This is a genomic window from Simiduia curdlanivorans, from assembly GCF_030409605.1.
GTDB lineage: Bacteria > Pseudomonadota > Gammaproteobacteria > Pseudomonadales > Cellvibrionaceae > Simiduia > Simiduia curdlanivorans.
The window spans coordinates 883,386-907,457 of sequence record NZ_JAUFQG010000006.1; the positions used below are offsets into that span (position 1 = coordinate 883,386).

Below are 24,072 nucleotides of genomic sequence, written 5' to 3' on the forward strand. Positions count from 1 at the left end.
AATACTGTGAGTATAAAAACCGACGCAAAACTCATACCCCTTATCTACGCTTGCTCCGGCTGCTCTAACGTCGCCCAGCTTGCCAATAACGTTGCCGTTAATCTGGATCGACAGGGCTTGGCAGAAATGTCTTGCATTGCCGGTGTTGGTGGCGGCGTCAAATCACTGGTAAAAAAAGCACTGGCCGGGCGCGACATTATTGCTATTGATGGCTGCGCATTGGCCTGCGCCAAAGCCTGTCTATCAAACGCCGGGGTTGAGCCAACACACCATGTTCAACTCGCCGACTGGGACTACAAAAAACGCTACCACAGTGATTATTCAACAGCCGATGTAGAGCAAGTTGTTGAGCGCCTGGTCAACAATTACCAGCTCACACCACCCAGCCATTAGGCAGCGAGCATAGCAAGGTGCCCGTGCCGTCAACGCCACGTCAAGCGCGCTAAAGCTACTCAAAAGGGGGTACATATTAGGTAAAAACGCTACTTGTTTAGAGCAATGCCAATCCGCGCGAAAAACACGCAAACTAGATTCATGCCGAGCTAGCTGGCCTAAGCGTTCAGTCACCCCGTGTTTGATACGTAAGGCTTTCTCGCCGCAGCGCGCAAGTAGCACAATGTATGTGTTGCAGTTTTCGTGCACAGGGTTGATTCGGAAACGGTTCAGCCTCCCCCACTTGGAAAGGCATCTTAAAATGAACAGTTACAACACTGCACCGGCGCAGTTTATCGATCAATTCCAACGGCGCTTCACCTACTTGCGGCTCTCTATCACCGACGCCTGCAATTTTCGCTGTAACTACTGCCTGCCCAATGGCTATTGCCCCAGCGGTGACGAGTCGCCACTGGCGCTTACTGAGATTGAAAAAATTGTTGCCGCTTTCGCTTTCAATGGCACGAAAAAAATACGCCTTACCGGCGGCGAGCCAACGCTCAGAAAAGATTTACCGGAAATTATTGCTGCCTGTAAGACGACCTCTGGCATTGACAAGGTCGCCCTTACCAGCAATGGCTACCGCATGACGAAACAGCTTCCAGCGTTTATCGACGCCGGCCTAGATCAGCTCAACCTAAGCGCCGATAGCCTAAGGCCAGACACCTTCAAACTCATCACCGGTCAGGACAAGGCGCGCGAGGTATTGGCCGCTTTAGAACAAGCACTCGCACTGGGCATGCGCGAGGTAAAGCTCAACACTGTGCTGTTAAAAACCTATAACAGCCACGAGCTGGCCGACTTTTTTAACTTAGTTAAAAACCTGCCCATTACCTTGCGCTTCATTGAGCTCATGAACACTGGCGATAACACAGGCTACTTTAACGCCCAACATTATTCGGCCCAACACATACAGCAACAGTTGATCGACGAGGGTTGGTCGCAAATTATTCGCGGCCCAGATGCCGGGCCAGCACTCGAATACAGCCACCCTGATTACGCCGGCAATATCGGATTAATCATGCCCTACAGCAAAAATTTTTGCGCCAGCTGCAATCGCCTAAGGGTATCGTCCGAGGGCAAATTGCACCTGTGCTTATTTGGCGACGAAGGTTTAGATATTCGCTCGCAACTTCAACACGCCAGTGCACCCGAGCTAGCAGCACACCTCAGACAACTGGTGCTAGGTAAACAAGCCGGCCACCAATTGCACCTTGGAAACACAGGTCACACTCGCCACCTCGCCATGCTAGGCGGCTAACATTTGTAGAGGATTTTTATCATGGGCCACCACACCGCCGCCGAACTCATTGCCTTAAACATCGCCGTACTAACGGTATCGGATACCCGAACTCTCGACACAGACACCTCCGGTCAGCTCTTGATCGATAAGGTCATCAGTGCCGGGCACACACTGGCCGACCGCGCCATCGTTATCGATGATATTTACCAAATCCGCGCGCAAGCATCGCAGTGGATTGCTAGCGCCAAGGTAGAGGTTATTTTAATCACCGGTGGCACGGGTTTTACCAGCCGCGACAGCACCCCGGAAGCGATGACGCCACTATTTGATAAAGTAGTGGAAGGCTTTGGCGAGTTGTTTCGCCACATCAGTTTTGCCCAAATAGGTACCTCAACCATTCAATCCCGCGCCTTGGCAGGCCTGGCCAACAACACGCTTATTTTCTGCCTACCCGGTTCCAATAACGCCTGCCACACCGCCTGGGACGAAATCATCAACGCCCAACTAGACGCCCGCCAAGGCCCCTGCAATTTCGTACCGCACTTAATCGACATTGAGCGCGGTGAGTGTGGGGTTAGGGGCAACTAGCTGCAAGCAACAAGCTACAAGCCGGATGGCCGGCCCCTACAAGCTACAAGCCTGAGATCGATTTTCAGCTTGTTGCTTGCAGCTTGCAGCCAATAACTCCAAAACACTAGATATAGATCAATACCCCCTTACCCACCCCTAGGTATTGTGGCAGCCATCTTCATCCATCAGGATAAGCCCACATTAAAAAGGAAGCCTAGAATGACTCAGGATCTCAAGCAGCCAGCACGTAACGTCAGTCAAATTGCCCTACAACCTGCATCACTGGATATCTGGGATAAAAAGTATCGGCTGAAAGATAAAGCCAACCAACCGGTAGACGGCGATATCAACGCGAGCTGGCGCCGCATTGCCGAAAGCTTGTCGGCGCTTGAGCCAAAAAATAAAAAGCATTGGTTAGAACAGTTTCAATGGGCCCTCGAAAACGGTGCAATTCCGGCCGGCCGGATCGTCTCCAATGCGGGCGCTCAAGATTACAAACCCGCCACCTCAACCATCAATTGCACCGTCAGCGGTACCATCGACGACTCCATGCAAGGCATTTTAGAAAAGAACTTGGAAGCGGGCCTGACGCTGAAGGCCGGTTGCGGCATCGGTTACGAGTTTTCCACCTTGCGGCCAAAGGGTGCTTACGTGAGTGGTGCCGGCGCCCATACCTCGGGGCCGTTGTCGTTCATGGATATTTTCGACAAGATGTGTTTCACCGTCTCCTCCGCCGGTGGCCGGCGCGGCGCGCAAATGGCCACCTTCGATATCCATCACCCGGACGTACAAGATTTCATTCGCGCCAAACGCGAAGCAGGCCGACTCAGGCAGTTCAATTTATCGCTACTCATTAGCGAAGATTTTATTGCCGCCGTGCGCGCCGATGAACCGTGGAAATTGTCCTTCCCCATGACCGAAAAAGATTTGCAAACCAATCCGGTGAATCTGCAAGACTGCAACGCCGTGGTGTGGCGCAGGCTCGATCACCTAGACGGTGCCTTAGTGCGAAATCCTCAGGGCGACGTGGCTTGCCGCGTCTATCGTACCCTGCCGGCGAAACGCCTGTGGGATCAAATAATGGCTTCCACCTTCGATTACGCCGAGCCAGGGTTTATCCTCATCGACCGGGTCAACCAGATGAACAACAATTGGTTTTGCGAAGACATTCGCGCCACCAATCCCTGTGGCGAACAGCCACTACCACCCTATGGCAGTTGCCTACTCGGTTCGATTAACTTGACCCAGTGCGTACTCGAGCCGTTCAGCGAAAATGCCAATTTCGACTGGGATAAATTTAGAAAACTCGTGCGTGTGTTTACTCGCATGCTCGACAATGTGGTTGAAATCAACGGCCTGGCACTGCCGGGCCAGCAACAAGAAATTTTACGGAAACGCCGCCACGGCATGGGCTTGTTAGGCTTGGGTTCAACCCTAACGATGTTGCGTATCGCCTACGGCACACCGGCGTCTATCGCCTTTACCGAACAAGTGAGCAAAGAATTAGCACTCGCCGGTTGGCGCGAGGGTGTGGCTCTGGCCAAAGAAAAAGGAGCGGCACCCATTTTCGAGGAAAGGTTTGAAGTCACCGAAGCACTGCTACAAAAAAATCCGGCCCTTAAAAACAAGTACAAACTTGGCGATAGCCTACCGGGCAAAATATTACACGCGCGCTATTCAGCCTACATGCAATTGATCGGCGAAGAAGACCCTGAGCTCGTTAACAGCATCGCCGAATCTGGTTGCCGCTTTACCCACCACAGTTCCATTGCACCAACAGGTACAATCAGTCTCTCGCTGGCGAACAATGCCAGCAACGGCATCGAGCCAAGTTTTGCCCATCACTATGCCCGCAATGTGATTCGCGAAGGTAAAAAAAGCAAAGAAAAGGTCGATGTTTTCTCCTTCGAACTGTTGGCCTATCGCGCGCTAATAAACCCCGCGGCAATGCCTTACAGCCAAGACCCTGCGCAACAACTACCGGATTATTTTATCACCAGCGATGACATTAGCCCGGAGCAACATGTGGATGTGCAAGCAGCGGCGCAGCGCTGGGTAGATTCGAGCATTTCAAAAACCATTAACGTGCCCAGCGATATCGCCTTCGAAGATTTTAAGAATATTTATCTCTACGCCCATAGCAAAGGCTTAAAAGGTTGCACCACCTTCCGCTTCAACCCAGAGGCCTTCCAGGGCGTATTGGTGAAAGAGTCAGACCTGGAGAAAACCCAATACCGTTTCACCCTAGAAGACGGTAGCCAAGTGACAGCAAAAGGTAATGACACTGTTATCTACGATGGCGAAAGCCATACCGCCGCCAACTTGTACGACGCCTTAAAAGAAGGCTATTACGGAAAGTTTTGAGGCCATAAAAACAGTGTTACCAAATCATTATAAAACCTATGCGTTAAGGGAAGGATCATGGCCGAGATAGTACTGAACAAAAAAATCGCTAAATTTGAAGTCATAACACCCAGCAGCGAAAAGCCGGAAGTGCTTGCACCAGCACCCGACATCGAACACATGCACGAAAATATTGAGCGCCCAGAAATTTTGATCGGTGCCACCTACAAGATTAAAACACCGCTGTCAGATCATGCGCTCTACATCACCATAAACGATGTGATCTTAAACCAAGGTACGGATCACGAGTTGCGCCGACCTTTCGAGATTTTCATCAACTCCAAAAATCTCGAACATTTCCAATGGGTGGTAGCGCTCACTCGCGTTATCTCGGCCGTGTTCAGAAAAGGCGGTGACTGCACCTTCCTAGCTGAGGAGCTAAAAGCCGTATTCGATCCGCAAGGCGGTTATTTCAAATCCGGCGGCAGATTTATGCCCTCGCTTGTGGCTGAAATTGGCGAGGCTATCGAAAATCATATGAAAACCATTGGCTTGCTGAAAACCGACGAGCTGTCTGCGGCGCAACAAAGTGTACTAGACGAAAAAAAGGCCGAATACAATGCGCGCAACAATCACAGCCAGAGCGAAGGTTTTCCACCCACGGCGGAACTGTGTTTAAAGTGCCATACCAAGGCCGTTATCGTCATGGACGGCTGCAAAACCTGTTTGAGTTGTGGCAACTCGAAATGTTCATAGGCTAACTCGGGGCAAATCTCGTGCATCTTTTTACCCTCTTAGCCGCCAAACGCGGCTACCAACTGGCTTGTAAACTTGCGCCCAAGCTACCCCAAGCTCCCTTGGCTTGGGCGCTAGTTAAAGGTCTCAACCACGAATTGCGTCAGGAGATCGAGGCCGGCGAATTTGATTTTCTCGACGGCAAAGTGCTAGCCATCGCGGTTAAGGATTTAGCCATACAGTGCGCGCTAACAAAGCAAGGCCCGCGCCTGGTGGCGGCGTCACGGCATCAAGTAGCCGATGCCACCATCGCCGCGGTGCTACCGGATTTAGTGGCCATCATCGTTGGCCGAGAAGATCCCGATACGTTATTTTTTCAACGCAAGCTGAGTATTTCTGGCGACACGGAATTGGGCTTAACGGCCAAAAACCGGCTCGATGCCGTCGACAAAAATCGACTCGCACAATGGCTGCAAAAAGGCCTGAACACGATGGACAAAACACTCGCTCAGGTAGTCGCCCCCTAAACAAAAGTGAACACTATGGAATTGGTATGCCCGGCGGGTAGCCTACCCGCTCTAACAGCCGCAATCGACAACGGTGCCGACGCGGTTTATATCGGCTTCAATGATCAAACCAACGCCCGACACTTCAACGGGCTTAATTTTACGGATGCCAAAGCGCTACACGCACTGGCGCGTGTTCGGGCCGAGGGCAAGCGGCTTTTTGTGGCCATCAACACCTACGCCAACAGCAAGAATTTTTCGCTCTGGCAACAGGCTGTGGATCGAGCCGCCGACCTCGGTGCCGACGCGTTGATTCTCGCCGATATAGGCCTCATGGCCTATGCGCGCAAACAACATCCAGATCTACCCCTGCATTTATCGGTGCAAGGCTCGGCCACTAATATCGCCGCACTGGACTTTTACGCACAACAATTTGGTATCAAGCGCGCCGTATTGCCGCGGGTATTATCAATAAAACAAGTGCAACAATTGGCGCAGGCTAGCCCGATGGAATTGGAAGTGTTTGGCTTTGGCAGTTTGTGCATCATGGCCGAAGGCCGCTGCCATCTGAGTTCCTATGTTACCGGCGAGTCGCCCAATATGAACGGCGTGTGCTCACCGGCAAAAGCCGTGCAGTGGCAAGCTACCGACAGCGGCATGGATACCCGCTTGAATGGCGTGTTAATTGATCGCTTTGATCACACCGAAAACGCTGGCTACCCAACCTTATGTAAGGGCCGATTCAATGTCGACAACAAACTGCAGCACGCCTTAGAAGAGCCCGTTAGCTTAAATACCTTAAGCTTGTTACCAACCTTAATGAGCGCCGGCATAGCCGCGATAAAACTCGAAGGCCGGCAGCGCAGCCCCGCCTATGTCGCGCAGATTGTGCGCACCTGGCGCGAGGCCATAGATGCGCTAGTCAAAGACCCAAGTCAATATAAGGTGCAGCCGCAATGGTCGGCCTGCTTAGCAAAAAACTCCGAAGGCAAACAAACCACGCTCGGCGCCTACGATCGCCCCTGGCAATAGGAATAGTAACGTGCAACTCACTCTCGGCCCCATTCAATATTACTGGCCTCGCAAAGACATACATAGTTTTTACGAGACGATGCTCAATCAACCCCTCGAGCGCATTTATCTTGGCGAAGTGGTGTGTGGCAAGCGCCATGAACTCAACGCCAAGGATTGGATTGAACTCGCGCAACAACTTCGCTCTTACTCAGACAAGAGCATCGTGCTGTCAACGCTTACGCTACTTGAGTCCAATGCCGATCTGAATCTAGTGAAACGCCTATGCGACAACGATGGCCTATTAGTTGAAGCCAATGACATGTCAGCAGTGCAACGTCTCGCGCAAGCGAAACTACCCTTTGTCTGTGGCCCGGCGATCAATATTTACAACCACCACACGCTCGAATATTTGCAATCCCTTGGCATGCAGCGCTGGGTCGTGCCGGTGGAAATTGGCAAGCTGCAACTAGAATCGATCATGCAAGCCTTGCGCGGCGAATTAGAGGTAGAAGTTTTCGCCTATGGCCATATGCCGCTCGCCTATTCCGCTCGCTGTTTTACCGCGCGGCATTTAAACCTAGACAAAGATAGCTGCGCCTACCGCTGCTTGGAATACCCGCAAGGGCTCGCCTTGAACACCCAGGAAAACGAACAGCTATTTATTATTAACGGCATACAAACGCTGTCGGGCCAACCGGTTAATCTTCTGTCTCATTGGCAAGATTTTGAAAGCTGCAAAGTTACAGCGTTAAGGCTCTCGCCCCAATGGCAGGGCATGGAAGAGGTTATTCAAGCCTTTGACGCCACTCGCTTGAATAAGGAAGCATCGCTTGACAGCGGCGTTGATGGCTATTGGCTTAGCAGGCCTGGGCTCGACATTATTGCCAAAGCCGGCTGAATATGTCGAGTACAGGAAACGTCGACTTTTGGATAAACATTCGCCACCGCTGACCAGCCTGAATAAATTCAGCTGAAATATATTTTGGCCCTTGACCTACTATCTAGATCTTGTATTTAGGGCATTCTGTTTTGCCTGCGAAGGCTCGTAACTTAAACATTCCTTACGCATCCTGTTCATTACACGCTCTACACGTTGAACGCTCGCTACTCACCTCAACCATCGAATAATGGGAACTACCATCAATCGGTTATCCTCGATAAAAGACCAACTACTAGCCAGAGCTCTCTAGTCGAAGCGCGTTATAAAGGCGACTGGTAAATGCACTGCTGTCCCACAAAAACGACGCGATCATCGTTAGTCTTTAAGCCTCACAATAGATGCGACATCTGAGCGTATATTTGGACATGAGTTTGGTACCCGCACTAGCGACACGACGTGAATACATCCATGTAGTCTCAACACCCGCATCCATGCGGGTGACGGTCGCTAGTACGGACACCAAACTCTCCCGCGATATAACTATGGGACAGCAGTGCTGGTAAATGCACTTTTGACAGCCGAGCGAAAAGGGGGTAATAAAACACCTATTACTCACGCTTCAATGGCTTGGAGAAATGACCAATGACAGCACCTGCTGAAAACGCCTCACCAAACACCCAAGAGCGCCCCATACCGCAAGAAGCATTTGATTGGTACGACGAATACGCCCATGGCTTGATAGATCGCCGCGCCTTTTTAACCAAGCTAAGCACCCTAGCCGCCGTTGGCTACAGTATGAGTTTCCTGACCAGTGCGCTCATGCCCAACTACGCTGAAGCCGAGCAAGTTTCATTTAACGACCCGGTGATTAAAGCCACCTATACCACCTTTCCATCGCCTAAAGGTTACGGCGAAGGGCGTGGCTACTTGGTCATGCCGCGCGAGCTTAAGGGCAAAGCGCCAGTGGTGCTGGTGATTCACGAAAACCGCGGCCTAAACCCCTATATCGAAAACGTAGCACGGCGCCTCGCCTTAAAAGGCTACGTCGCCTTCGCACCCGATGCCCTTCATCCTAAGGGCGGTTACCCGGGGAATGACGACGACGGCCGCGCGCTGCAAAGCAGTATGGAGCGGGCAAAAATTGAAGAAGATTTCATCGCCGCGGCCCGGTTTTTAAAACAACACCCCATGAGCAACGGCAAACTGGGCGCCGTTGGCTTTTGTTTTGGCGGCTATATCGTCAACTTACTCGCCGCAACCTTGGGTAATGATTTAAATGCGGGCGTACCCTTTTACGGCACGCCCGCGGCGGAAGCCTTACAGAAAAATATTACAGCACCCTTAATGCTGCAATTTGCAGAGCTCGACGAGCGTGTCAACGCCAGCTGGCCCCTTTATGAAGCTAACCTAAAAGCCAATAATGTGACCTACACGGCGCATATTTACGGAGGTGCAAACCACGGCTTCCACAACGATTCAACCGCCCGCTACGCAGAAAAAGAAGCCGAGCTGGCATGGGCACGCACACTCGAGTTTTTCAAACGCCACCTCAGTTAAAGAAAACCACTGGCGACTTGAAGCGGGGACAAGGTAAGTAGGGAGCAGCACAACCAAGTAGGCCCCTGTTTGCATTGTCCAAGCTCCCCAGCCCTGAAGTCATGGAGGAAAAGGCGATTTTGCGCTGAGAACAGCGAATTGGGGTCAATTCGGAAAAAGTGCCGTACAATAGCTGCCATCCCATAAACCTCCTCGATACTGCAGCAAGCACAGATCGCGTACCTCTCAGGCCGAAACATGAACGACGACATCAATTACAAAAACAACCCCCTACATGGTATTAGCCTTAAAAATATGTTGGTGGAATTGGTCGATCACTACGGCTTCGAAATTCTGTTTGCTTATTTATATATCAATTGTTTTAAAACCAATCCGAGTATCGAATCCAGTGTCAAGTTTCTGAAAAAGACCGATTGGGCGCGAGAAAAAGTAGAGGCATTTTATCTGTACGAATTCAAGAATTTACCCAGAGCCTCGGACGATCAGTATCTGCTGCCACCGAGGGATAGAATCATCCCCAACGACCAACAAGCTGGCGCACCTAAAGCGCTCAACCTTGAGGACGCTCAACGACTAAGGGATAAGCGCGAGCGCAAAGCCGCTGAACGCGGCCGAGGTGGCGATCACCGAATGGGCAGAAGCCAGCGCGATAGCAGAAGTGACAAGAATGATAGAGCCGACAACGGCAGAAATAGAAATGGCTCTAGCAGCCGCAGTAATTGGCCGTCCAGCCCTCAGCGCTCTTCAAGCGATAGCGCAGATACCGCCTTCGACCCTTGGGCCCAAGCAAAAATTAAGAATAAAGAAAGGCGCGACTCATAAGGTTAGGCCTGTGAGGCAAACGCCTACCAGGCCCAACATCATGATCAGGCTAACGCCAACCGATATTTGGCAGAAGCCTATTAAGCTAAAACCTATTAAGCAGAAGCCCATTAAATTGACAATTTTTTTATTGGCGCCGCTAAACGCTGCACTGAGCGCCAATCACCAGCGCTTATCTTCGAGTCGAAAACTACCATGTACGGATTTACTGGCGCCAGCCGATTGAAGCTCACTGACGGAGAAAACCAATAGTGATGTGGCCTTAATATTTAACGCCTTATCGTCACCAATCACTGTTGCACCGGCGAAATCGATACGACTCCCCTGAACGAGCGCCGCTTTTTTACCGCGAATCAACAGGTTTGTGGCCAAGACGACGGATTCATCGCTACTAAAGCTACGACCTTCGCTCTCTAATCTAACATTTCTAAGCTCGACAAGACTGTGTGAAACGCTAAGGCTTTCGGCGTGTACATTATCCAATAAAATATTCTCACACTTATTCAACGTGATGTTTTTGTAGGTACCGGTGATCACACGATCACGACAATGTTTTAATACAAGATCAGAATTCATGGTCGAATCCGAAGGCCGCCGATACCTAAAGTCATCCTCGGCAACGCCCTGTAGCCTGTTTAACAACCACGCGTTGAACAATTCAGTATGGCTAGCCATGGGAACATGCTCGGCGTCAGGGAAAATACTCAATTGCGCACCGGCAATTTGCTGCTGAAGCAAATAACCCGTGCGTAACGGCGCAACCGTATCCTGAGCGCCCCATAGGATGGCGGTTGGCACTGTCACTTGTGAAAAACGCTTGGAAAAATCTGTTTGCACAAGCGCCAATGCGGCATTGCTATTGGGCGATTGACCAACCACGGCATCGCGTATTCGATTGTTAGCGAGCACCGCCGTTGGATCACCCAATAAACTCACGCGCTCGATCATAGACTCGGCAAAATCTACCGCACTGGCACTGGGTGAACGAATAATATGGGGTAGCTGCTCTAAGGGCACAGGCGCGGTGGCGAGGGATTTAACAAAGGCCGTGCGCTCCAGAATGCCAGCGGCATCAACCAGAATGAGTTGACGTAATTGTGGGCCAGATACGGGCTGAACACTGGACCTTTGGCTGGCGAAATATAAGCTCACCGCAGCGCCCATTGAGTGGCCCACTAGGTACACATCGTCGTGTGCAAATTCTGCAATCAAACCCTCGAGCACAGCGGCATAATTTTCCGGCGAGTAGTCACCCATGGGTAAGGCCGAGCGCCCAAAGCCGGGTAGATCTAGCGCCACCACGTGAAAACGTGCGGCCAAGGCAGGAATCACCGGCAACCAATCGAGCATGCCCTTCTGCCCTAAGCCATGCACCAAGATAACGGTTGGGCCATTATTACTGCCCGCTTCTAAAACGGCCATGGGCGAATGCCATACGGCGTCTTGGTGATAACCTAAACGCCACTGATGTTCTTGTGCAGCTAACACCAGAGGATCGGCGGGATCAAAGGTTGGGGTTGGGTAATCCGGGGTTTGATCGTCGCGCTGCAGAAACTTGCGCTCGAGATCTTCGCTCACTTCATGAACGGCGTCTTTGGTCCTTTGCCACCAGCTTTCTGCAAACAGCTGCGAGGGAAAGGAAATCAGTAACACGCCTATAAAAACAATAAAGGGGACTTGCCCCACACGACTAGACACAAAAAATCCCTTTCTAAATAAACCTCACGCACAACACGCGATTTTAAATTCTGAAAACCCTAGTAGCACTGGTAACCTTAACGCTAGCTTGTGACTCGTCGGAGCCGGCCCCCGCCTTGTAGCTTGTAGCTTGTAGCTTGTAGCTTGTAGCTTGTAGCTTGTAGCAAAATCATTGCCCCAACACCTGCTTAACAAAAGGGATGGTGAGTTTACGCTTCTCCCGCAAGCTCGCCTTATCTAACTGATCCAGTAACTTAAATAACTGATCGAGGTCGCGCGGTACTCGCTGGATAATGTAGCTCGCCACTTCATCGGCCAACTGCAGGCCGCGCACTTCCGCGCGCTTTTGCAGAGCAACGGCTTTTTCCACGTCGGTTAATAAATGCAACTGACAACTTAAACCCCACTGCAGGCGCGACTTTAAATCGGCTAGCTGGATCGTTAAGTGCGCGGGGTTTTCGGCACTGGTTATCAATAACGGAACGCCGGCATCGCGCAACCGATTAAACAGATGGAACAGTGCACGCTCCCACTGCGGGATACCCGCTATGACGTGCACATCGTCTAAACACACCAAATCCAAGTATTCCAATCCCGCCAATAAACTGTCGATCGCTTCGGTTTCGAAGGCATAGTCTCGCACCGAAAGCAGCGGCAAATACTGCACCTGCAGGCCGCGATTAGACGCCTCCACACACAGCGCTTGCGCCAAATGGCTGCGTCCGACGCCACCCCACAAACAAACAAACTGCTCGGCGTCGCGCTGCAATAAATTGCGCACGGTTTGCACGGCAAAAGCATTGGCTGATTGAGCGGAAGTATAAAAGTTATCGAATTGGGCATCGTCGTTTAACCCGATGCCCAAGGGCAGTTGCTGCGGTACAGACATGCAACTACACCTTAGCGATGCCAGCGATAAATCAGCGGGTTAGTTTCCGAGCCGTCGGGGGCTATCAAGGTTTGCATCGGCACCAGCTTTTTATCTAATTCAAAGGCGCGCTGTAAATGCGACAAGTCCGACTCGGGATAAAGCGCAATCCACAAGCTTTCGCCTTCGGCCTTTACCAGCTGGGTTGAGCGCAAGGCTTCGTGATTTTCCAAATAAGTTAAAATTTCGCGGTATTGATCGAAACTGTTGATGTCGCTGATATGCGCCATCAATAGGGTATTGGCTTCGCGCCCGGGCACAATGGCGTAGCGCGCGGCTAGCTTGTTTGCAATTTCATCAATCATAGGGGCCGCCAACATGGCTTCGTTGTCACCCCGTGAGTCTAGCAGCTCTGAATTTTCACCGTCTAACCACTGCCACACTCCGCGCAATTCACCACTACTGGTGCGGCTGTAGCGCCCCACCACAATCACATTGGGTTGATAGCGAAACGAGGCAGTCTTTAAGGTCTCTGGGCTAAATTGCCAAAGTTGCTCAGTACTAATCGCCATTTGATCTTCTAAGTCCCAGAGCGGAAACGCTAAGGGCAAGCCGCGCCGCAAGGCCTCGGCGCGCAATTGTCCATGCACCTCAGCTTTGGTTACCACGGCGCGGCCATCGGGCCACTGGTCTTCCACTAACCAAACCAAAACGCTGGGTCGGTTGCTGGGCCAAATGGGCAGCTGTAACTTACGCAGTAATTTTTCGACGGCGACCTCAGAGAAGGTAAATACCAACTCAAAGGCGTCCACTTCACGGCCATCGTCTTGTACCAAAGTCTGGGTCGAGCGGTTGTAGCCAAATTGCAGCACATAGTTTTGCGCCTGCTTTAAATAGCCGGCGAGCTCTGCACTTTCGCCTATTTGGGTGTCACCCGTTACCCGCACCAGTAACTGCGCCAGCGCTTGGCTTGCGGCCTCGTTGCGCTCTTTGGCCTGCTGGCTAGCCACCAAGGTATTGACCTTGTACAAATCAACCAATTGTTGGGCCACAGCGCCGTAGGACGCGCACAACACCGTTATGAATAGAGCAACGGCCGCCAAAACTGATCTCATCTGTGCCTCCAATCGGCAGGTCTAAAGCGCGCCATTGTAACAGTCTCGGCACCGCATAACAGCGCAACAAATGGCGACTAAGCCTCAGGCTCGAAGGCCAGTTACCGGCTTTGTGTGAAAATCAGGCAAAAGGCTGCCATCGGCCCCTACAAACTGCTAGAATGCTCGCCTTTTTTTCCAACCCGATTTCCGGAAAGCGCCCATGAGTACTGATAAGCCCCAAGCCCCGCAATCTTTAAGCTACAAAGACGCTGGTGTCGACATAGAAGCCGGCGATGCGTTGGTTGAACGCATTAAAAGTGTTGCGGCGCGCACCCGTCGCCCAGAGGTCATGGCTGGCTTAGGTGGCTTTGGCGCACTGTGTGAAATTCCCGAGGGCTACAAACAGCCAGTATTGGTCAGCGGCACCGATGGCGTGGGCACTAAGTTGCGCCTAGCCATGGAACTGGACAACCACGACACCATTGGCGTCGATTTGGTGGCCATGTGTGTTAACGACCTAGTGGTCGCCGGCGCCGAGCCGCTGTTCTTCCTCGACTACTACGCCACCGGCAAGCTCAACGTCGATATCGCGGAAAAAGTCGTGATCGGCATTGGCGAAGGCTGTGATTTGGCCGGCTGCTCCTTGGTGGGTGGTGAAACCGCCGAGATGCCTGGCATGTATGAAGGCGAAGACTACGACCTCGCAGGTTTCTGCGTCGGCGTGGTGGAAAAAGCCGACATTATTGACGGCAGCAAGGTAAAAGCCGGCAACCTGTTGTTAGCCCTGCCCTCCTCTGGCCCCCACTCCAACGGCTACTCGTTAATCCGTAAAATTATCGAAGTCAGCAACGCCGACCTGAATCAGGAATTAGACGGCAGCCCTATCAGCGAGCTGTTAATGGCGCCCACACGCATTTACGTTAAAGCCCTGCTTAGCCTAATCAAAGGCTCGCAAGTCAATGCCATGGCCCATATCACCGGCGGCGGCATCACGGAAAACATCCCACGGGTTCTGCCTAAAGGCACCAAGGCCGTTATCGACCTCAACAGCTGGGATCTGCCACCGGTGTTCAAGTGGCTGCAAGCTAACGGCAATGTGGCTGCGCGCGAAATGTTCCGCACCTTTAACTGCGGTGTGGGCATGGTGATTGCCATCCCAACCGAGTGCAAAGATGAAGCCCTAACATTGCTGCGCAATGCCGGCGAGCAACCTTTCATTATTGGCAATATTGCCGATGCCACTGCCGACGAGCCACAGGTAGAGCTGAAAGGCTTGTAAGTATGAGCCCACTTCCCCGCGTTGTGGTGCTGCTGTCTGGCAGCGGCACCAACCTGCAGGCGCTAATCGACAGTGCCGCTAAATCTGAACTTGGCGCGCAACTGGTTGGCGTTATTAGCAATCGCCCGGCCGCCTTCGGCCTCGAGCGTGCCGCCAAGGCAGGCATTGCCACGCGCCTTGTCGACCATACGTTGTTCGACAGCCGCGAAGCCTTCGACACGGCGCTAATGGCTGAAATTGACCTGTTCAAACCCGACATCGTGGTACTGGCTGGCTTTATGCGCATCCTCACACCCGCCTTTACCGAGCACTATTTGGGAAAAATGTTGAACATTCATCCCTCGCTGTTGCCCAAGTTCCAAGGTTTGCACACACATCAACGCGCGATAGACGCGGGTGATAATTGTCACGGTGTTACCGTACACTTTGTCACCGCCGAGTTAGATGGTGGGCCAGCGGCCATTCAAGCCATTGTTCCTATTGAAAAACAGGACGATGCCGCCAGCCTCGCCCAGCGCGTGCAAGTGCAAGAACACATCATTTACCCAATGGCTGTGAACTGGTTAGCTTCAGGTCGGTTGCGCTACCAAGCGGGAAAAGCTTGGCTAGATGAATCGCCACTACCTGTACAGGGCTTTCAGATAGACAGCCGGCTCTGATAGGACGCAGGCATGAAACTGGGCAACACCGTGGCACTGGCCACCTTAATAGCACTCTGTAGCACCACAGCAGTCAACTCGGCGTTGGCACAACCCACACTCAAAGGTGGCACAGCGCCTGCAACAACTGACGCCGTGGCAACACCGGCTGCAGCAATCTTGGCAGACGTAACTCAGGTAGCGCCTGAGGCAGATGCCCAAACCGAGACAGAAACCAGCGCCGAGGCGCCAGCTGCCGTCACGCCATGGGCGCTACCGAAACCCTTCAAGGCCACCTACAAGACCAAACTCTACGGCATCAAGCTCACCGCCACCCGGGAACTCAAGCAGCAGGAAGACGGGCGCTGGTTCTTGCGCTTTGACATCGACTCTTGGGTCGCGGGGCTTAAAGAGCGCTCGGTGTTTGAATGGAACAATCAGGGCCATGCCATCACCCACCGCTATGAATACCACCGCTCGGGCCTAGCACCCGACCGCGATGTCGTCATCGCGTTTAACTGGGACAAACGCCGCGTCGTCAACTCGCTCAACAGCGAGGAAGATTGGAGCATGGCCATTCCAGATGGTACCCTAGACAAACTCAACGCCACCATGCAAATTCGCGCCGATCTAATCAACGGCCGCAGCGACCTATCCTATGACGTCGCCGATGGCGGCAAGCTTAAGAATTTCACCTTCGCCATCGATCGCGAGGAGACAATACGAACGCCCGTAGGCGAATTAGACACGGTAGTGATCAAAACGATTCGAAAAAACAAAGCGCGAGAAACCTACACCTATTTTGCTAAAGACTGGGATTATGTGTTGGTGCGCATCTCGCAAAAAGAACCCAATGGCGACAGCGCTTCTGTGGATATCCAAGAAGGCTGGGTAGACGGCACCAAGATTGTCGGTCGCTAACTCAAGGGCTTAACCGCAAGCCCACCAGTAAACCCCCTAAACTCTTTAACCAAATAGGATTGCTCATGAACATCGCCGACAAATTAGTCGCCAGCATTCACTACACCCTCACGAACGACGAAGGCGAAGTGATCGACTCTTCCGCCGGTCATGAACCACTGGATTACATTCAGGGCTTGGGCAACATCATTCCCGGTCTGGAAAACGCACTCAACGGCAAAGCCGTTGGCGACAAGCTGCAAGTGGTAATCGAGCCCATCGACGGCTACGGCGAATACAATGCCGAACTCGTCCAAGAACTGCCACGCACCATGTTCGAAGGTGTAGACACCATCGAAGTCGGCATGGCTTTCCAAGCGCAAACGGCTGCGGGCATGCAAGTTGTTGAAGTCAAAGAAGTGGACGACGAAACCGTCACTATCGATGGCAACCATCAGCTCGCAGGTCAACGCTTACATTTCGATGTAGAAGTTGTCGCTATACGCGAAGCCAGTGCCGACGAGTTATCGCACGGCCACGTGCACGCGGCCGGCGGTTGTGGCCACGATCACTAAGTCTTTAGTTTAGGCCCGCGCTATGCGGGCCTCTCCCCCCAAACTTGTCATCACAACCGCCACACTTACCCCAGCTTCCCCAACATATTTCAGTCGAAAAGAAAAAATCGTCTTTTCTACTATACTGGTGCCGACACAGTCACCAACTGTAGAAAGGATTCCCATGCCAAAAGCAAATAATCTGGGTGATCATGCCCCTGTATCCCGACGGGAAGAACGCTATGCGTTCTTTGCCCTCGCCTTTTGTGCCGCTCCTATAGCCACAGTACTGATCGTCGGAAGCTATGGTTTCGCTGTCTGGATAAGCCAAATACTGTCGGGTCCGCCGAGCTACTAGACCCTATGTCAACGCTAAGTCGTCGACAACTTATCCGCGGCACCAAGACACAAGCCGCACCGTCTCTGCCTTGGACAGACCAAGCGCAGATTATCGACGCATGCACGCGCTGCGGAGATTGTATTAGCGCCTGCGAAGAAAGCATCATCATAAAAGCCGACGGTGGTTTTCCACGCATCGACTTTAATCTCGGCGGCTGTACCGGCTGCGAAAAATGTTTAGAGGTATGCGAAGCGCCCGTGTTTAGCGCAGTAAATGGCCCCATGTGGTCGAGCACAATTGTCATCAACAACCTGTGCCTAACGCACAGCGGCGTCTACTGCCAAAGCTGCCGCGACAGTTGCGACCGCAAAGCCATTACTTTTTCAAGAGCCAGCATACCCTCTCCCCTACTCGACACCGATGCGTGTAACAGCTGCGGTGCCTGCATAAGCGTCTGCCCCACGGAGGCCATTCAATGGCAACAAGCCGAATAGAACCAGCACACCATATCGCCAGCTTAGTCATACAGTTCAAAGCTGAGCATAGAGCGGCCTTACATCAATTCATTGACAACTTTACCGGCGCAGAAATTGGTGTTGAAGAAAATTCCAAAATGGTGGTTTTAATTACTTCAGACAACCAACAAACCATTGTTGATTTCATTGATCAAGTACAACTCAGAACCGGCGTACTTTCCGCAAACTTGGTTTATCACTTCAACGAAGCAGAAACCTCAACACAGGGAGCCCAAAATGAAACGGCGTGATTTTATCAAAGCACAGGCACTTGCCACTGCAGCAGCCGCGGCGGGTATTCAACTGCCAACTCATGCAGCCAATATCGTGACCGACGCAAGTCAAACTCAGCTCACCTGGAATAAGGCGCCCTGCCGATTTTGCGGTACTGGATGCGGTGTCAACGTTGCCACCAAAGATAACAAAGTGGTTGCCACACATGGCGATATTCAATCACCCGTCAATCGCGGTCTTAATTGCGTAAAAGGGTACTTTTTATCAAAAATTATGTACGGCAAAGACCGTTTAACAACGCCAATGCTACGTAAATCTAACGGTAAGTATGATAAAAATGGCGAGTTCACACCTGTGAGCTGGGACGAAGCCTTCGACATCATGGCCGAAAAATTTAAAGCGCCCCTTAAGGAAAAAGGCCCCCAGGGCATTGGCATGTTCGGCTCAGGTCAATGGACAGTATGGGAGGGTTACGCTGCGGTCAAATTATTCAAAGCGGGATTTAGATCCAACAATATCGACCCAAACGCTCGCCACTGTATGGCGTCAGCTGTGGCAGGTTTTATGCGTACCTTCGGCATTGATGAACCTATGGGCTGCTACGATGATTTTGAAGCCGCAGACGCTTTCGTTTTGTGGGGTTCAAACATGGCGGAAATGCACCCCATCCTATGGACCCGCATCACCGACCGACGCCTGAGTCATCCGCACGTAAAAGTTGCCGTATTATCTACCTATGAACACCGCTCCTTTGAACTAGCCGATATTCCAATGGTGTTTACACCGCAAACTGATTTGGCAATTTTAAATTACATCGCAAATTACATCATTGAAAAAGACAAAGTTAATTGGGACTTCGTCAATAAACACGTCAACTTTAAGCGTGGAACCACAGATATTGGCTATGGTTTAAGGCCCACACACGAGAAAGAAAAAGCCGCGAAAAATCCAGGTAGCGGCGATGCAACACCTATATCCTTTAAAGAGTTCGCGGCCTTTGTTAAATCCTACGATGTTAATTACACAAGTAAGTTAACCGGCGTTCCCGCATCTCGACTCGAAGAGCTAGCTAAACTGTATGCGGACCCAAAAACCAAAGTCATGTCACTCTGGACCATGGGTTTTAACCAGCATACACGTGGTGTGTGGGCCAACAACTTGGTTTATAACATTCACCTATTGACGGGGAAAATTTCTGAACCAGGCAACAGCCCCTTTTCACTTACAGGTCAACCTTCAGCCTGTGGCACAGCCCGAGAAGTAGGCACTTTCTCTCATCGCCTGCCGGCTGATATGGTGGTCAACAACCCAGAGCATAGAAAAATTGCCGAGAAAAAATGGAAGCTGCCTCAAGGTATCGTACCTGACTGGCTCGGCGCCCACGCCGTCGTGCAGAACAGAAAGCTCAAGGATGGAGAAATCAACGCCTACTGGGTTCAAGTTAATAATAATATGCAAGCCGCCGCCAACATGATGGAGGAAGGGCTACCCGGCTATCGAAACCCAAAAAACTTTATCGTGGTTAGTGACGCCTACCCGACAGTCACTGCTCAAGCTGCCGACCTTATTTTACCAAGCGCCATGTGGGTCGAAAAAGAAGGCGCCTACGGCAACGCCGAAAGGCGTACACAATTCTGGCACCAGTTAGTGGAAGCACCGGGTGATGCTCAATCGGATTTATGGCAACTAGTAGAGTTTTCCAAGCGCTTTAAAACAGAAGAAGTATGGCCAAAGGCTATTCTCGACAAAAACCCAAACTATAAAAATAAAACGCTTTACCAAGTTCTCTTTAAAAATGGACAAGTTGACAAATATCCAAGCAGCGATATCGCCGATGGCTTTAAAAACCACGAAGCTAAAAGCTTTGGCTTTTACATTCAAAAGGGACTGTTTGAAGAATACGCCAGTTTTGGCCGGGGTAAAGCTCACGACCTAGCCGATTTCGACACCTATCACAAAGAGCGCGGCTTGCGCTGGCCAGTGGTGCAAGGCAAAGAAACACAATGGCGCTTTAAGGAAGGTTCAGATCCCTATGTAAAAGCCGGAAAGGGCTTCGAGTTCTATGGCCACGCCGATGGCAAAGCCATTATTTTTGCATTGCCCTATGAAGCAGCCGCTGAGGTGCCAGACAAAGAATACGACCTCTGGCTATCGACGGGTCGCGTATTAGAGCACTGGCACTCAGGCTCAATGACACGGCGAGTACCAGAACTCCATAAAAGCTACCCTAACGCTCAAGTTTTTATGCACCCTGACGATGCCAGCGCACGCGGTCTAAGGCGTGGCGATGCTGTGAAAATCAAATCCCGCCGGGGTGAAATTATATCTCGAGTGGAAACACGGGGCCGTAATAAACCGCCCATTGGTTTGGTCTTCGTGCCTTGGTTTGATTCCAGCCAACTCATCAACAAAGTAACTCTGGATGCAACTGACCCACTATCAAAACAAACAGACTTCAAGAAGTGTGCTGTTAAAATAGAAAAAGTTTAGGAGGCCTCATGAAAAAGTTCTCGCTATTAGCAGCCATCTATCTACTGAGTGCACTGGCTCTTGCCGACGCAAATATTGCCACCACGCGCAACCACTCATTGGATACCGAACCAACGCCGCCCACCATGCCAAATGTCATTAACAATGATAAAAAGCAAGTGCGCAATTACCCTATGCAACCTCCCACCATTCCGCACAAGATCGACAATTATCGAGTAGATAAGAACTCGAACAAATGCCTAAGCTGCCATAAACGCTCGCGCACCGGTGAATCGCAAGCGCCCATGGTTAGCGTTACCCACTTTATGGATAGAGACGGAAATTTTTTAGCCGAAGTCTCGCCCCGGCGCTATTTTTGCGAACAATGCCATGTTGTACAGACAGATGCAAAAATTTTGGTAGATTCAGATTTTCTCGATATGTACCAGCTGATTGAAAAAGGACAATAGGTATCATCATGATTGAACGAATCAAACGCTTTTGGTACGTAATTCGAAAACCTAGTGTTCACTACAGCTTAGGCGCACTGACTGTAGGAGGCTTTCTCATGGGTATTATTTTTTGGGGTGGATTCAATACCGCGATGGAACTCACTAATACAGAAGCCTTCTGTACAGGCTGCCACGAAATGCGCGAGAACGTTTTCGCAGAGCTCAAGCACACCATTCACTTTACCAATCGCTCAGGCGTACGAGCTAAGTGCTCAGATTGCCACGTACCACATGATTGGACCTATAAAATCGCCCGAAAAATGCAGGCCTCAAAGGAGGTCTGGGGGAAAATATTTGGCACTATTAACACCCGCGAAAAATTTCTTGAAAAACGCCGTGAATTAGCCGAGCACGAGTGGGCGAGACTAAAAGCCAACAACTCCCTCGAATGCCGTAATTGTCACGAGTTTGACTACATGGACTTCACTCGACAAAGCCAGCGAGCTGCTAACATGCATTCAACAGCGCTGGCTAGCGGAGAAAAAACCTGCATCGATTGCCATAAAGGCATAGCTCACCAGCTACCCGATATGTCTGGCGTAGAAGGCTGGTAACAATCAAATACTAGACCTAATCGCTCTTCGTTACCTGGTTCGCGATAGCAACCAAAAACCAATGGCAATGCATATCCCGATAGGTATTAACACCGCCAACAATGGCGGAAAACCAAACACAATACTCGATGGGCCGAGCAAGTCTTGGCTCATGCGAAATACGATGGCGACAATCACACCGGTAAACACCCGGTAGCCCATGGTCACTTCGCGTAGCGGCCCAAAGATAAACGAGATGGCAATCAGCACCAAGCCAGCGGTAGCCAAAGGCTGCAAACTTTTTTGCCAAAATGCCAGCCAATACGGGGCGCTCTTTTGCCCATGTTGATCCAAGTAAGTGGCATAGGTATAGAGCGTTTGGATCGCGAGCGAGCGCGGCGGCATCACCAACACATTAACTAAGTCGGGCGACAAATTAGTGTCCCAGCGACGCGTCAAAAAAGTTTCTGTACTGGTATTGGCTTTACCCTCTTGCTCGGCTGCCTCTGGATCTAGATGGGTAATAACGCCCTTCTCTTCCAGCCAATAGCCACCCTGATAGGTTGCCGCTTCGGCAAAACTAACCGACACCAAGTTTTGATTATCATCGTATTGGTAGCGGGTCACCCCCATCATTTTGCCGTTCGGCATCACCACATTAAAATGCAAAAACTCTTCGCCCTCTCGGCTCCATAAACCCTGCTGACCCTCTTGTTGCTGGCGATCGCCTTTGGCGATAGCCTTGCGGCTCTCGGCCATTTGATCGGTCCAAGGGGTGACGTACTCGCCGAGTGCCGCGGCAACAAGAATAAGAAAAAATACCGGTTTCATCACCGCCCAGGCAATGCGTGTAACACTCACGCCCGCGGCGCGCATAATCACCAGCTCGCTAGTGCCGGCTAGCTGCCCCAAACCAATTAAACAGCCGGTTAAGGCGGCCAGTGGAATGCTGTTGTAAATGCGCGTGGGCAAAGTTAGCCCCACGTAAATCATCGCCTCGCGAAAATCGTATTGGCGGCTAATGTTATCGATTTCGTCGATGACTGCAGCAATAACATCGAGCGCCAAAATAACGAGAAAAACCACAAAGATGGAGGCCAATACCGTGCGCGCAATATAACTATTTAATTTACGCATGGACCTGCTCCACCTTTTTCGCCTTCAATGAATGGCGAATCCAACGGCGTAGATTTCCCCAATTGAATAACAAGAGCGCAATACTGAAAAACACCAAATGCACTATCCACAAACCCAAAACAGGATCAAGCTTGCCCAGTTTTACTTGATCGCGCGCCGCATTCAGCGCCACCAAATAGATAATGTACAAAAGTATCGCGGGAATCATCCCAAGATAGCGCCCCTGCCTTGGATTAGTACGAGACAAGGGTACGGCGAGTAAACACACCACAATCACCAATACCGGCAAGCTGATGCGCCACTGCAGGCCAGCAATACGAACCGGTTCCGTCGCACCCCATAAATCTAACGTCGGCTCTGCTTCAACACGGTACTTAACCCGGTATTGGCCCAAATTTTCTTGCATCAATTGACCAAAGCTCTCAAAGGTAAGCTCTTGAAAATCTGCCACACCTGCCACGCCGGCATAGCGCTTACCTTCACCCAGCACAAAGTAGCGCCGCTGAAACTCTTCGTTGAACCACTGCTGGCCAGAGTCGGAGCGAATCACGGAAGATTCGCTGTGGGTTAATAAGGTTTTTGGGTTCACGTCGGCAATAAATACACCACTCAAATCCTGTTTATCCTTGCTAATCGCCGCCGTGTAGAAAGTACCCTGGCCTTTATTCAATGGCTGAAATTGCTCGGGCTGCAACAGGTCGAACTCGCCTCGCGCCTTTTGTTCGGCTAAAATTTCTTCCACCGCGGCAACACCTTTCGGGCTGATATAAAGCCCGAGTACGGAAACCGCCAGAATCACCGGCGACGCGGCGAGTAAGGTGTAAGCTAGAAGCCGGCGCTGGCTCAAGCCGCAGGCCGACAACACCACCATTTCACTCTCTACATAGAGGCGCCCATAAGCCAACATGACACCAATAAACGTCCCGAGCGGTAGAATCAATTCCAGAAAGGCAGGCAGGCGATAACCCATAATGGCCAGCAATGCACCAGGAGAAATGTCGCCAGCCGCGGCATCGCCGAGGTAGCGCACAAAAGTGCCGCTCATAAAAATCAACAACAAAACACCACTCACAGCCAAGAGGGTGAAGACAATTTCTTTGGCTAAATATCGAAAAATGATCACGTTGTGCTATCAATCCTGAGGCTGTGGTTTAGTTCGCCGTCTTGGTAGATTAGACTAGTCGATTAATACACTA

The 24,072-nt window shown here is 51.3% G+C and carries 25 protein-coding genes and 1 riboswitch; of the genes, 20 read left to right on the top strand and 5 right to left on the bottom strand.

What is annotated here, in order from left to right; all coding sequences use genetic code 11:
- The first annotated feature begins 6 nt into the window (after positions 1-6).
- The 10 genes from QWY82_RS17670 to QWY82_RS20025 all read left to right on the top strand — a co-directional run bounded on the left by QWY82_RS17670 (position 7) and on the right by QWY82_RS20025 (position 10,102).
- On the top strand, positions 7-393 hold the full coding sequence (locus QWY82_RS17670; protein WP_290265008.1) for a putative zinc-binding protein: 387 nt from the start codon (positions 7-9) through the stop codon (positions 391-393).
- 130 nt (positions 394-523) lie between these two features.
- Positions 524-703: riboswitch (molybdenum cofactor riboswitch) on the top strand.
- Positions 695-1,693 carry a GTP 3',8-cyclase MoaA gene (moaA, locus tag QWY82_RS17675; RefSeq protein WP_290265009.1) on the top strand — a complete coding sequence of 333 codons (999 nt, stop codon included), beginning with the start codon at positions 695-697 and terminating at the stop codon, positions 1,691-1,693. Its footprint overlaps the riboswitch before it by 9 nt.
- 21 nt (positions 1,694-1,714) lie before the next feature.
- Entirely contained in the window at positions 1,715-2,263 is a 549-nt protein-coding gene (moaB, locus tag QWY82_RS17680) for a molybdenum cofactor biosynthesis protein B (protein WP_290265011.1), read from the top strand.
- A gap of 201 nt (positions 2,264-2,464) precedes the next feature.
- Entirely contained in the window at positions 2,465-4,609 is a 2,145-nt protein-coding gene (locus QWY82_RS17685) for an adenosylcobalamin-dependent ribonucleoside-diphosphate reductase (protein WP_290265013.1), read from the top strand.
- A gap of 57 nt (positions 4,610-4,666) precedes the next feature.
- On the top strand, positions 4,667-5,344 hold the full coding sequence (locus QWY82_RS17690) for a TSCPD domain-containing protein (RefSeq protein ID WP_290265016.1): 678 nt from the start codon (positions 4,667-4,669) through the stop codon (positions 5,342-5,344).
- 20 nt (positions 5,345-5,364) lie between these two features.
- The gene (gene ubiT / locus QWY82_RS17695) at positions 5,365-5,850 is read left to right on the top strand and encodes a ubiquinone anaerobic biosynthesis accessory factor UbiT (RefSeq protein ID WP_290265018.1); all 486 of its coding nucleotides are present in this window, start codon (positions 5,365-5,367) and stop codon (positions 5,848-5,850) included.
- A gap of 15 nt (positions 5,851-5,865) precedes the next feature.
- Positions 5,866-6,861 carry a ubiquinone anaerobic biosynthesis protein UbiU gene (ubiU, locus tag QWY82_RS17700; RefSeq protein ID WP_290265020.1) on the top strand — a complete coding sequence of 332 codons (996 nt, stop codon included), beginning with the start codon at positions 5,866-5,868 and terminating at the stop codon, positions 6,859-6,861.
- Positions 6,862-6,871: 10 nt separating this feature from the next.
- The gene (locus QWY82_RS17705; RefSeq protein WP_290265022.1) at positions 6,872-7,741 is read left to right on the top strand and encodes a U32 family peptidase; all 870 of its coding nucleotides are present in this window, start codon (positions 6,872-6,874) and stop codon (positions 7,739-7,741) included.
- Between the two features lie 624 nt (positions 7,742-8,365).
- Entirely contained in the window at positions 8,366-9,280 is a 915-nt protein-coding gene (locus QWY82_RS17710; protein WP_290265024.1) for a dienelactone hydrolase family protein, read from the top strand.
- 237 nt (positions 9,281-9,517) lie between these two features.
- A complete protein-coding gene (locus QWY82_RS20025) occupies positions 9,518-10,102 on the top strand; it encodes a VF530 family protein (RefSeq protein ID WP_290265026.1) in 585 nt (194 codons plus the stop codon).
- A gap of 162 nt (positions 10,103-10,264) precedes the next feature.
- Here the strand turns inward: QWY82_RS20025 and QWY82_RS17720 are convergent, their stop codons facing one another.
- From QWY82_RS17720 to QWY82_RS17730, 3 genes are all read right to left on the bottom strand, one after another.
- Positions 10,265-11,800 (bottom strand): alpha/beta fold hydrolase, encoded by a 1,536-nt coding sequence (locus QWY82_RS17720; RefSeq protein WP_290265028.1) that lies wholly within the window; start codon positions 11,798-11,800, stop codon positions 10,265-10,267.
- Between the two features lie 169 nt (positions 11,801-11,969).
- Positions 11,970-12,689 carry a DnaA regulatory inactivator Hda gene (gene hda / locus QWY82_RS17725; RefSeq protein WP_290265030.1) on the bottom strand — a complete coding sequence of 240 codons (720 nt, stop codon included), beginning with the start codon at positions 12,687-12,689 and terminating at the stop codon, positions 11,970-11,972.
- Between the two features lie 11 nt (positions 12,690-12,700).
- Complete coding sequence (locus tag QWY82_RS17730; protein ID WP_290265032.1) at positions 12,701-13,783, bottom strand: DUF2066 domain-containing protein; 1,083 nt, start codon at positions 13,781-13,783, stop codon at positions 12,701-12,703.
- A 202-nt stretch (positions 13,784-13,985) separates the two neighbouring features.
- Between QWY82_RS17730 and purM the strand changes: the two genes are divergently transcribed.
- The 10 genes from purM (at position 13,986) to QWY82_RS17780 (ending at position 21,760) form a co-directional block, all read left to right on the top strand.
- Positions 13,986-15,044 (top strand): phosphoribosylformylglycinamidine cyclo-ligase, encoded by a 1,059-nt coding sequence (gene purM / locus QWY82_RS17735; RefSeq protein WP_290265034.1) that lies wholly within the window; start codon positions 13,986-13,988, stop codon positions 15,042-15,044.
- Between the two features lie 2 nt (positions 15,045-15,046).
- Complete coding sequence (purN, locus tag QWY82_RS17740; protein WP_290265037.1) at positions 15,047-15,703, top strand: phosphoribosylglycinamide formyltransferase; 657 nt, start codon at positions 15,047-15,049, stop codon at positions 15,701-15,703.
- A gap of 12 nt (positions 15,704-15,715) precedes the next feature.
- Positions 15,716-16,603 (top strand): DUF3108 domain-containing protein, encoded by an 888-nt coding sequence (locus QWY82_RS17745; RefSeq protein ID WP_290265040.1) that lies wholly within the window; start codon positions 15,716-15,718, stop codon positions 16,601-16,603.
- A 65-nt stretch (positions 16,604-16,668) separates the two neighbouring features.
- A complete protein-coding gene (locus QWY82_RS17750) occupies positions 16,669-17,157 on the top strand; it encodes an FKBP-type peptidyl-prolyl cis-trans isomerase (RefSeq protein WP_290265042.1) in 489 nt (162 codons plus the stop codon).
- A gap of 163 nt (positions 17,158-17,320) precedes the next feature.
- Entirely contained in the window at positions 17,321-17,494 is a 174-nt protein-coding gene (locus QWY82_RS17755) for a periplasmic nitrate reductase, NapE protein (RefSeq protein WP_290265044.1), read from the top strand.
- A gap of 5 nt (positions 17,495-17,499) precedes the next feature.
- The gene (locus QWY82_RS17760) at positions 17,500-17,970 is read left to right on the top strand and encodes a ferredoxin-type protein NapF (RefSeq protein WP_290265047.1); all 471 of its coding nucleotides are present in this window, start codon (positions 17,500-17,502) and stop codon (positions 17,968-17,970) included.
- Positions 17,952-18,242, top strand: coding sequence for a chaperone NapD (locus tag QWY82_RS17765; RefSeq protein ID WP_290265048.1), 291 nt, complete (start codon positions 17,952-17,954; stop codon positions 18,240-18,242). Before QWY82_RS17760 ends, QWY82_RS17765 begins: the two co-directional genes overlap by 19 nt.
- The gene (gene napA / locus QWY82_RS17770) at positions 18,229-20,715 is read left to right on the top strand and encodes a nitrate reductase catalytic subunit NapA (RefSeq protein ID WP_290265051.1); all 2,487 of its coding nucleotides are present in this window, start codon (positions 18,229-18,231) and stop codon (positions 20,713-20,715) included. Before QWY82_RS17765 ends, napA begins: the two co-directional genes overlap by 14 nt.
- 8 nt (positions 20,716-20,723) lie before the next feature.
- Positions 20,724-21,164 (top strand): nitrate reductase cytochrome c-type subunit, encoded by a 441-nt coding sequence (locus QWY82_RS17775; RefSeq protein ID WP_290265053.1) that lies wholly within the window; start codon positions 20,724-20,726, stop codon positions 21,162-21,164.
- Positions 21,165-21,172: 8 nt separating this feature from the next.
- Complete coding sequence (locus QWY82_RS17780) at positions 21,173-21,760, top strand: cytochrome c3 family protein (protein WP_290265055.1); 588 nt, start codon at positions 21,173-21,175, stop codon at positions 21,758-21,760.
- A 30-nt stretch (positions 21,761-21,790) separates the two neighbouring features.
- Here QWY82_RS17780 and lptG read toward each other — a convergent pair whose 3' ends face one another.
- A complete protein-coding gene (gene lptG / locus QWY82_RS17785) occupies positions 21,791-22,876 on the bottom strand; it encodes an LPS export ABC transporter permease LptG (protein WP_290265058.1) in 1,086 nt (361 codons plus the stop codon).
- On the bottom strand, positions 22,869-23,999 hold the full coding sequence (lptF, locus tag QWY82_RS17790) for an LPS export ABC transporter permease LptF (protein WP_290265062.1): 1,131 nt from the start codon (positions 23,997-23,999) through the stop codon (positions 22,869-22,871). The genes lptG and lptF overlap by 8 nt, the downstream gene beginning before the upstream one ends.
- Between the last annotated feature and the right edge of the window lie 73 nt (positions 24,000-24,072).